Consider the following 8,312-nt stretch of genomic DNA (forward strand, 5'->3'; position numbering starts at 1 on the left):
GGGACGTGAGGCCACCGCAGAGTACGGCCTGTTCGCCGAACAGATCGGTCTCCGTCTCCTCGCGGAAGGTGGTTTCGATCACGCCGGATCGGCCACCGCCAATGGCCGAGGCATAGGACAGAGCCAGATCTCGGGCATGGCCGCTGGCATCCTGATGAACAGCGATCAGACACGGTACACCGCCGCCTTCAACGTAGGTGGAACGCACCAGGTGGCCGGGGCCCTTGGGCGCGATCATGAATACATCCATGTCCGCGCGCGGCTCGATAAATCCGAAATGAATATTGAAGCCATGGGCGAAGGCCAGGGCCGCGCCATCCTTCATGTTCGGTTCTATGCTTTCCTTGTAGATCCCGGCCTGCTTTTCGTCCGGGGCCAGGATCATTACCAGATCGGCGCCCGACACTGCGTCGCCGATGGTTTTCACCGTCAAACCGGCCTTCTCCGCCTTTTCCCAGGACGAGGAGCCCTCGCGCAGCCCGACGACGACATTTACGTGACTGTCCTTCAGGTTGTTCGCATGGGCGTGACCCTGCGAGCCGTAACCGACGATCGCCACCGTCTTGCCCTTGATAATGGAAAGGTCGGCATCTTTGTCGTAGTAGATCTTCATCGTTGCTCCGTATTCACCTGTAATCGTTCGTAACGGGCCCGCATCAAACCCGCAGGCCCTTTTCACCCCGCGCGATGCCGGACACCCCGGACCGCACGACCTCGATAATTCCTGCCCCGCGAAGCGCCTGGATGAAGGCATCCAGCTTTTCGCCGGTGCCCGTAAGCTCGACCACATAGGACGACTCGGTCACATCAATGATGCGCCCGCGAAAGATCTCTACCAGGCGTTTGACCTCTTCGCGCGAATCGCCCAGGGCCTTCACCTTGACCATCAGCATCTCGCGCTCGATGTGCGGACCTTCGGTAAGGTCCACCAGCTTGACCACATCCACCAGCTTGTTCAGCTGCTTGGTGATCTGCTCGATAACATCCTCGGAACCACGGGTCACCAGGGTCATGCGTGACAGGGTCGGGTCATCCGTTGGCGCCACGGTCAGGGACTCGATATTGTAACCACGGGCGGAAAACAAACCGGCAACGCGGGACAGGGCTCCCGACTCGTTTTCCATCAGGATCGAGATGATGTGGCGCATGCTCAGGCCAGCTCCCGGTCCGTCGGCACCACCGCCGCACAGGGTCCCAGGGTCATCTCCGTGTGCGGGCGGCCGGCGGAAAACATCGGGTACACGTTCTCCGTCTGGTCGGTGATGAAGTCCAGAAATACCGTGCGGTCCTTGAGCTTGAATGCTTCCTTAAGCGCGCCCTCGACATCTCCAGGCTTCTCGATCTGCATTCCGACGTGGCCGTAGGCCTCTGCCAGGCGATTGAAGTCCGGCAGTGCATCGACGTAGGAATGGGAATAACGCCGCTCGTAAAAGAACTCCTGCCACTGGCGCACCATACCAAGGTAACGGTTGTTCAGGTTGACGACCTTGATCGGCAAATCGTACTGCTTGCAGGTGCTCAACTCCTGAATGCACATCTGGATGCTGCCCTCGCCGGTGATGCAGGCAACCTGTGCACCCGGGTGGGCGATCTGTACACCCATGGCTGCCGGCAGACCGAAACCCATGGTTCCGAGACCCCCGGAGTTGATCCAGCGCCGAGGTTTGTCGAACTTGTAGAACTGCGCCGCCCACATCTGGTGCTGGCCCACATCGGAGGTCACAAAGGCCTCGCCACCGGTGATTTCGTAGAGCTTCTCCACCACGTATTGCGGCTTGATGAGCTCACTCTCGCGATCGAAGGCAAGACAGTTCATACCGCGCCATTCGTTGATCTGCTTCCACCAGGCATCGAGCGCAGCCTTGTCCGGCTTGGTGTCGCTCGCCTTGATCGCCTCGATCATTTCCTCCAGCACCGAGTGGACTCCCCCGACGATGGGCACATCCACGGGAACGTTTTTGGCGATCTGCCCCGGATCGATATCAATATGAATGATCCTCGCATTCGGACAGAACTTGTCCGGATCGCCGGTGACCCGGTCGTCGAAACGCGCACCCACGGATAACAGCACGTCGCTGTCGTGCATGGCCATATTGGCCTCGTAGGTGCCATGCATGCCAAGCATGCCGACGAACTGCGGATCCGTTGCCGGATAACCACCCAGACCCATCAGGGTGTTGGTGCAGGGATAGCCCAGCAAATGAACGAATTCGGTCAACAGCTCCGCGGCGTTGTCGAGAATCACCCCGCCGCCGGTGTAGATCATCGGCCGCTTTGCGGCCAGCAACAGATCCACTGCCTTCTTGATCTGCCCCGGATGGCCCTTCATGTTCGGGCTGTACGAACGCATGGTGACAGTCTTCGGATAGGCGTACTCGGTCGTGTGCGCTGTGATGTCCTTGGGTATATCCACCAGCACCGGTCCCGGGCGACCCGTGGTCGCGATATAGAACGCCTTCTTGATGGTCATGGCCAGATCGCGTACGTCCTTGACCAGGAAATTGTGCTTCACACAGGGGCGCGTGATGCCGACGGCGTCGACCTCCTGGAAGGCGTCATCGCCGATCAGGTGGCGGGCCACCTGGCCGCTGAGCACCACGACCGGGATCGAATCCATATAGGCAGTAGCGATCCCGGTAACGGTGTTCGTAATCCCGGGACCCGAGGTCACCAGACACACGCCCGGCTTGCCGGTGGAACGGGCATAGCCGTCGGCGGCATGAATCGCGCCCTGCTCGTGCCGGGTCAGGATGTGTTTGACCTTCTCCTGCTTGTACAGGGCATCATAGATGTGCAGCGACGCACCGCCGGGATACCCGAAGATGTACTCCACTCCCTCGTCCTGGAGTGACTGAACAACGATGTCCGCGCCCGTGAGTTCCACGATGCAACCTCGGAAATGAGTAATAAAAAAATGCCCGCTGCACGGGCATCCCGTCCCACTGGATGGAGATGGTGAATATGAGAACTTACTTATAAGTATGAAGGGGGTCAATACTGATCCGGCAAAAACCCCTCACTTTTTCGGACCATAGCGACGTCCGGGGGTGAAACCTGGGTCAAACGCGACGCCAGCTCGTGCCCCCCGGACCGTCCTCCAGTTCGACGCCCTCGGCCTGAAGCCGGTCGCGAATCCGGTCGGCCTCACCCCAGTCGCGGGCCGCGCGGGCGGCCGTGCGCTGTGAGATCAGGTCCTCTATGTCGGCCGCCGAAAGGCCGTCGCCGGCCTCACTATGCAGATAGTCTTCCGGCGATCTCGTCAGCAAGCCAAGCAGGCCCGCCAGTTGCCGCAGGGTCGCACCCAGTGCGGCGGCCCGGTCCGGTTCCGCCTCTCTCGCGCGATTGATTTCCCGCACCAGTTCGAACAGCACCGCCAGGGCCTCGGGGGTGTTGAAATCGTCCTCCATGGCCGCCTCGAAGCGTTCACGGAACTCGCCGTCGTCCGCCGGCGCATCCACAGGCAGTCCGCGCAAGGTAGTGTACAGTCTGCCAAGTGCGCCACGGGCCTGGTCCAGCGATTCGTCGCTGTAGTTCAGTGGACTGCGATAGTGGCTGGCGACGATGAAGTAGCGCACCACTTCCGCATCATACTTCTCCAGGATCTCGCGGATGGTGAAGAAATTGCCCAGGGACTTGGACATCTTCTCCTCGTCCACGCGGACGAAACCGTTGTGCATCCACACGTTGACGAACTTGTGCCCGGTGGCGGCCTCGCTCTGGGCAATCTCGTTCTCGTGGTGCGGGAACTGCAGGTCCTGGCCACCGCCATGAATATCGAAATGATCCCCCAGGCACTCGGTGGACATGGCCGAGCATTCGATATGCCAGCCCGGGCGACCGGGACCCCAGGGCGAATCCCAGGATGGTTCTTCCGGCTTGGCTGCCTTCCACAGAACAAAGTCCAGGGGATCGTTCTTTGCCTCGTCGATCTCGACCCGTGCACCCGCCCGCAGGTCTTCCAGATGCTTGCCGGAAAGGGCCCCGTAGTTCGGGAAGGCGCCAACGCGGTAGTAAACGTCGCCATTGTCTGCGAGATATGCATAGCCGTTTTTCACCAGCCGTTCGATCATCGCGACAATAGAATCCATATGGGTCGTGGCACGCGGCTCTTCATCCGGAGACTGGACACCAAGAGCGGCAGCATCTTCGTGCATGGCCTCGATGAAGCGGCCGGTCAGTGCGTCAATCGACTCGTGGTTTTCGTTCGCCCGGTTGATGATCTTGTCGTCCACGTCAGTCACGTTGCGCACGTAGGTCACATCGTATCCAGCATGACGCAAGTAGCGGACTACCAAGTCGAACACGACCAGTACGCGCGCATGACCCAGATGGCAATAGTCATATACCGTCATCCCGCACACATACATGCGGACCTTGCCCGGTTCAATGGGTGTAAACGGCTCCTTCCGCCGAGTGAGGCTATTGTAGATTTCCAGCATGCTTACCTATGACCGACACAACTCGCGCGCCAGCTCCAGTCTTCTTGTGATTCGCTTATACCCCAGAAGGCCCCAGATGGCAGCCATGGAGGGTCCATCGTGCCACGGATTCTCCAACTGCGGTGCCGACTCTCCGCTGAGCGCGGCGCGCAAGGGCATGAACAGTGCACGACCCTTGAGCCCGAGGGCCGCGCCGAGTTTCTTTGCATATGCGGAGAAGTCCGTGGTGTCCGCGTCGAACAGCGACAGGGCCTGTTCGTAGAACCCGGCGCCTGCCTCGACGATGGCCTCGCGCGCTTCGTGGTCGAAGATCCCCGACCGGGCAAAAAGGTTCCCAGCCCACAAATACGCATCCTGTGGCATGACGATGTTCTCGCGAATCGCCTGCGCGAAGGGAATCTCCAGATCATCCGGCACCAGGTCCCGCACTTTCCCGCCGGAGATCTCGACGCTGTTCATCCACTGCCACAACTCGGCGTCGTCGGTGCTTGCCACCGCCTCCTGCTGCCAGTGACGAAGCTGTGCGGAATCGTACCGCGCAGGCGAGCGATGCAAACGGGCAATGTCAAAATGCGCGGCCAGCTCTTCGACGATCATCAATCCGTTTTCATCATAGCTATGGCCCAGCCGCGCCAGGTAGTTGACGATGGCCAGCGGCAGATATCCCTGCTCCCGCAACTCGCGAACGGTCTGACTCCCATTGCGCTTGGACAGGGGCGCACTGTCGTTGCCCGTAACCAGGGCGATGTGCGCATAATCGGGCACGGAAAGGTTCAATGCCTCGAGCAGGAGAATCTGGCGTGGAGTATTCGTAAGATGATCCTCGCCGCGCACCACCAGCGATACATCCATCAGCGAATCATCTATGGCATTGCTGAAGAAAAAGGCCGGTGTACCGTCGGATCGACGGATCACAAAATCGCCGATGTCATCGGACAGGAAACGCTGCGATCCGCGGACCCGGTCCTCGAATGCGATCTCGCAACCATCGACCACGTGGAACCTCAGGGTTGCCGGTGTGCCAGCGGCAAAGCGTGCCTCCACCTCTTCCGACGACAATCGGCGGCATCGCCCGCTGTAACGCGGTGCGCGACCCGCGGCCAGCTGTGTCTTACGTTCAATCTTGAGTTCGTGCTCCGTGCAAAAACACGGATAGACCGCGCCGGCGCTGACCAGACGTTCAAAGTAGTCCGCGTAGATTTCGCCACGCTCCGACTGCGCGTAGGGCCCGTGGGCCCCGGGTGCGCCCGGGCCTTCGTCCCAATCCAGGCCTAGCCAACGCAAATCCTCCTGAAGCGCGTCCGCGTACCGGCCCTCGCCACGAACCGCATCCGTGTCCTCCAGCCGCAGCAGGAATCGCCCACCCCCCGCACTCGCAAGCAGGCGATTGAACAGCGCCGTTCGCACATTTCCGACATGGAGTAGTCCGGTGGGACTGGGCGCAAAACGGGTATGTAAGGCTTTTGAACTCATGCCGGCGAATGGTAGCGGAAAGCGCTTTCCGGCCAAAGTGGCCCCTGCGCTATTGCCTAGGCAGTGCAAGTTGCGCACAATCCGGGTGCAGGGATTGTTTCCCGCCCAGCAGGCCGTATACCGAAGAAATCCACACGATCCAAGACCGGCACAACCCCAATGACCGACAACGTAATGATCCATATGAATACGTCCCACGGGACGATTATCCTTGAACTCTACCCGGACAAGGCTCCCAAGACCGTCGCCAACTTCCTGCAGTACGTACGCGAACGCTTCTACGACGGCACCATATTCCACCGTGTGATCGACAATTTTGTGATCCAGGGAGGGGGTTTTGAGCCGGGAATGGTGCAGAAGCCGACCCACGCACCGATTCCCAATGAGGCCGACAACAAGTTGCGGAACGTGCGCGGAACCGTCGCCATGGCGCGTACTCGCGACCCGAACTCGGCCACCAGCCAGTTCTTTATCAACGTTGCCGACAACAACTTTCTCAACTACTCCGAGTCCACTGCCGAGGGCTGGGGGTACTGCGTGTTCGGCAAGGTGATCGAGGGTCTGCATGTCGTCGATCGCATCAAGGGCGTGCCAACGCAAGACCGGCTCGGGTTCAAGGACGTGCCGATGACGGACGTGATGATCATCAGCGTGGAAATCGCCGGCGGAGAATAATCCGCAGATGGCCACACTTTTTGTTTCCGATCTCCACCTCTGCGCAGAAAGACCCGCAGTAACCGCACTCTTCCTGAAGTTCCTCGAGGGCGAAGCGCGCGATGCCGAAGCCCTGTACATTCTCGGGGATCTGTTTGAATTCTGGATCGGCGATGACGCCCGGGACCAGCCGGATATGGCGCCGATCGTGCATGCCCTTCGGGCATACAGTGATTTGGGCATCCCCCTGTTTGCCATGCACGGCAATCGCGATTTCCTGATGCGGGAAGGTTTTGAGGAAGCCACCGGCGCGAAGCTGCTTCCCGATCCGACGGTTATAGATCTCTACGGCCAGGCCACTCTCATCACCCACGGCGACTATCTGTGCACCGACGACGTCGAGTATCAGGAATTTCGCCGCATGGTTCGGGACCCTGAGGTACAGAAGCGCTTTTTGGCCAGCAGCATGGAGGAACGAAGGGCCCTTGTGCGCACGTATCGCGATGCCAGTCGCGAAAGTACGTCAGCAAAGCCCCTGGAGATCATGGACGTGAATCCCGATGCGGTGCGCGACGCAATGCGGAAGCACGAGGTCCGCCGGCTTATTCACGGACATACCCATCGCCCCGCCATCCACGATCTTGATCTGGACGGCCAGCAGGCGCAACGCATCGTGCTCGGCGACTGGTACGACCAGGGAAGCGTTCTGGTGTGCACGCCGGATTCCTGCGAACTCCGGGGCCTGCAAATGGACGCGGTGCGCGCGAACAGATCCGCCTAGGGCGGTTCGTCTGCTACCCTCCTCGCATGGACGCGATGGTGAACTTCTCGTACCCCTCGGGCAGGACGAACCACGTCGGATTGATCTGCTGATCTTCGTGGTAGTCAACAAGCTGTCGCATCCTGCCGCCACTGTTGGTCGAGCGTATGGGAAATCCAAAATCCAGGAAGGCGGCCGGCCGGTATACGTTATTGAACTGGTCGCAATCCGATACCATGCCCGCGGGGGTCTTCTGCAACAGGTCGTAGTGCTGCGCCACCAGTGCCTGTTGAAACTCCCGCATGGCCTCAACCACCTTCGGCAAAAGCCCTGCGGCCGAGTAGACGTCATAGCACAATTGCTTGTTCACCATCAGTTTGTGATGCATCACGTGGCGCCCGGATACATCGGGTAACTTCTCTGTCCCTTCCTCGACCCGGCTGACCAGTTTCCCGGGAAGCGCGTGTTTTCTTGCATCACCCTTCACCACCAGGATCCGCTGATCCGTTGAACTGCTGCTGTAGATCACATTGGCGTGGCGGTCGAACAGGACAAAGTCCGGCCCGTTATTGCCATCGTCAAAGCGGACGTACCCCGGACTCACAATCATTCGCGTACGGTAGGGATTCAGATCCGTCTCGTGGTCCTCGAACTCGACAACCACCGCCTTGCCGGCATGTTCGGCCCTGCTGCAGGCACCCAGCCCGCCAGCAAACACCGTCAACAACACAAGTGATAGAACCGCGCCTTTCCAAATCTGTCTCATAACCTCAACCCAATACAAAGATCCATAACATTTGTCCCGGTGGGACCTGTACGAACAAGATCGCCGCTTGCCTCCAGGAATCGACCTGCGTCGGCCCGCTGCAACGCATCCTTCGCATTCAACCCGGCCTCCCGGCCACGCCGACCGGTACCTCCATCGACCAGGGCGCCCGCGTCCGTCCCGGGACCGTCCGTACCGTCGGTTCCTGCCGCCAGCAATA

General features: G+C 60.0%; 8 protein-coding genes. 2 read left to right on the forward strand and 6 right to left on the reverse strand.

Annotated features, from left to right (window positions below; all coding sequences use genetic code 11):
* From ilvC to gltX, 5 genes are all read right to left on the reverse strand, one after another.
* On the reverse strand, window positions 1-613 hold a 613-nt coding region (ilvC, locus tag P8X48_10910), incomplete at its 3' end, for a ketol-acid reductoisomerase (GenBank protein ID MEJ2107814.1).
* A 43-nt stretch (window positions 614-656) separates the two neighbouring features.
* Window positions 657-1,148 carry an acetolactate synthase small subunit gene (gene ilvN / locus P8X48_10915; protein MEJ2107815.1) on the reverse strand — a complete coding sequence of 164 codons (492 nt, stop codon included), beginning with the start codon at window positions 1,146-1,148 and terminating at the stop codon, window positions 657-659.
* 2 nt (window positions 1,149-1,150) lie between these two features.
* On the reverse strand, window positions 1,151-2,887 hold the full coding sequence (locus tag P8X48_10920) for an acetolactate synthase 3 large subunit (GenBank protein ID MEJ2107816.1): 1,737 nt from the start codon (window positions 2,885-2,887) through the stop codon (window positions 1,151-1,153).
* Window positions 2,888-3,059: 172 nt separating this feature from the next.
* On the reverse strand, window positions 3,060-4,439 hold the full coding sequence (gene cysS, locus P8X48_10925) for a cysteine--tRNA ligase (GenBank protein MEJ2107817.1): 1,380 nt from the start codon (window positions 4,437-4,439) through the stop codon (window positions 3,060-3,062).
* A 6-nt stretch (window positions 4,440-4,445) separates the two neighbouring features.
* A complete protein-coding gene (gltX, locus tag P8X48_10930; GenBank protein MEJ2107818.1) occupies window positions 4,446-5,912 on the reverse strand; it encodes a glutamate--tRNA ligase in 1,467 nt (488 codons plus the stop codon).
* Between the two features lie 174 nt (window positions 5,913-6,086).
* Here gltX and P8X48_10935 point away from each other — a divergent pair, with 174 nt between their 5' ends.
* Both P8X48_10935 and P8X48_10940 read left to right on the forward strand, forming a co-directional pair.
* Window positions 6,087-6,587 (forward strand): peptidylprolyl isomerase, encoded by a 501-nt coding sequence (locus P8X48_10935; GenBank protein ID MEJ2107819.1) that lies wholly within the window; start codon window positions 6,087-6,089, stop codon window positions 6,585-6,587.
* Between the two features lie 7 nt (window positions 6,588-6,594).
* The gene (locus P8X48_10940) at window positions 6,595-7,347 is read left to right on the forward strand and encodes a UDP-2,3-diacylglucosamine diphosphatase (protein MEJ2107820.1); all 753 of its coding nucleotides are present in this window, start codon (window positions 6,595-6,597) and stop codon (window positions 7,345-7,347) included.
* 13 nt (window positions 7,348-7,360) lie between these two features.
* Here the strand turns inward: P8X48_10940 and P8X48_10945 are convergent, their stop codons facing one another.
* Window positions 7,361-8,092 (reverse strand): hypothetical protein, encoded by a 732-nt coding sequence (locus tag P8X48_10945; GenBank protein ID MEJ2107821.1) that lies wholly within the window; start codon window positions 8,090-8,092, stop codon window positions 7,361-7,363.
* Window positions 8,093-8,312: the final 220 nt, after the last annotated feature.

It is taken from the genome of Acidiferrobacteraceae bacterium, from assembly GCA_037388825.1.
Classification (GTDB): Bacteria; Pseudomonadota; Gammaproteobacteria; order Acidiferrobacterales; family JAJDNE01; genus JARRJV01.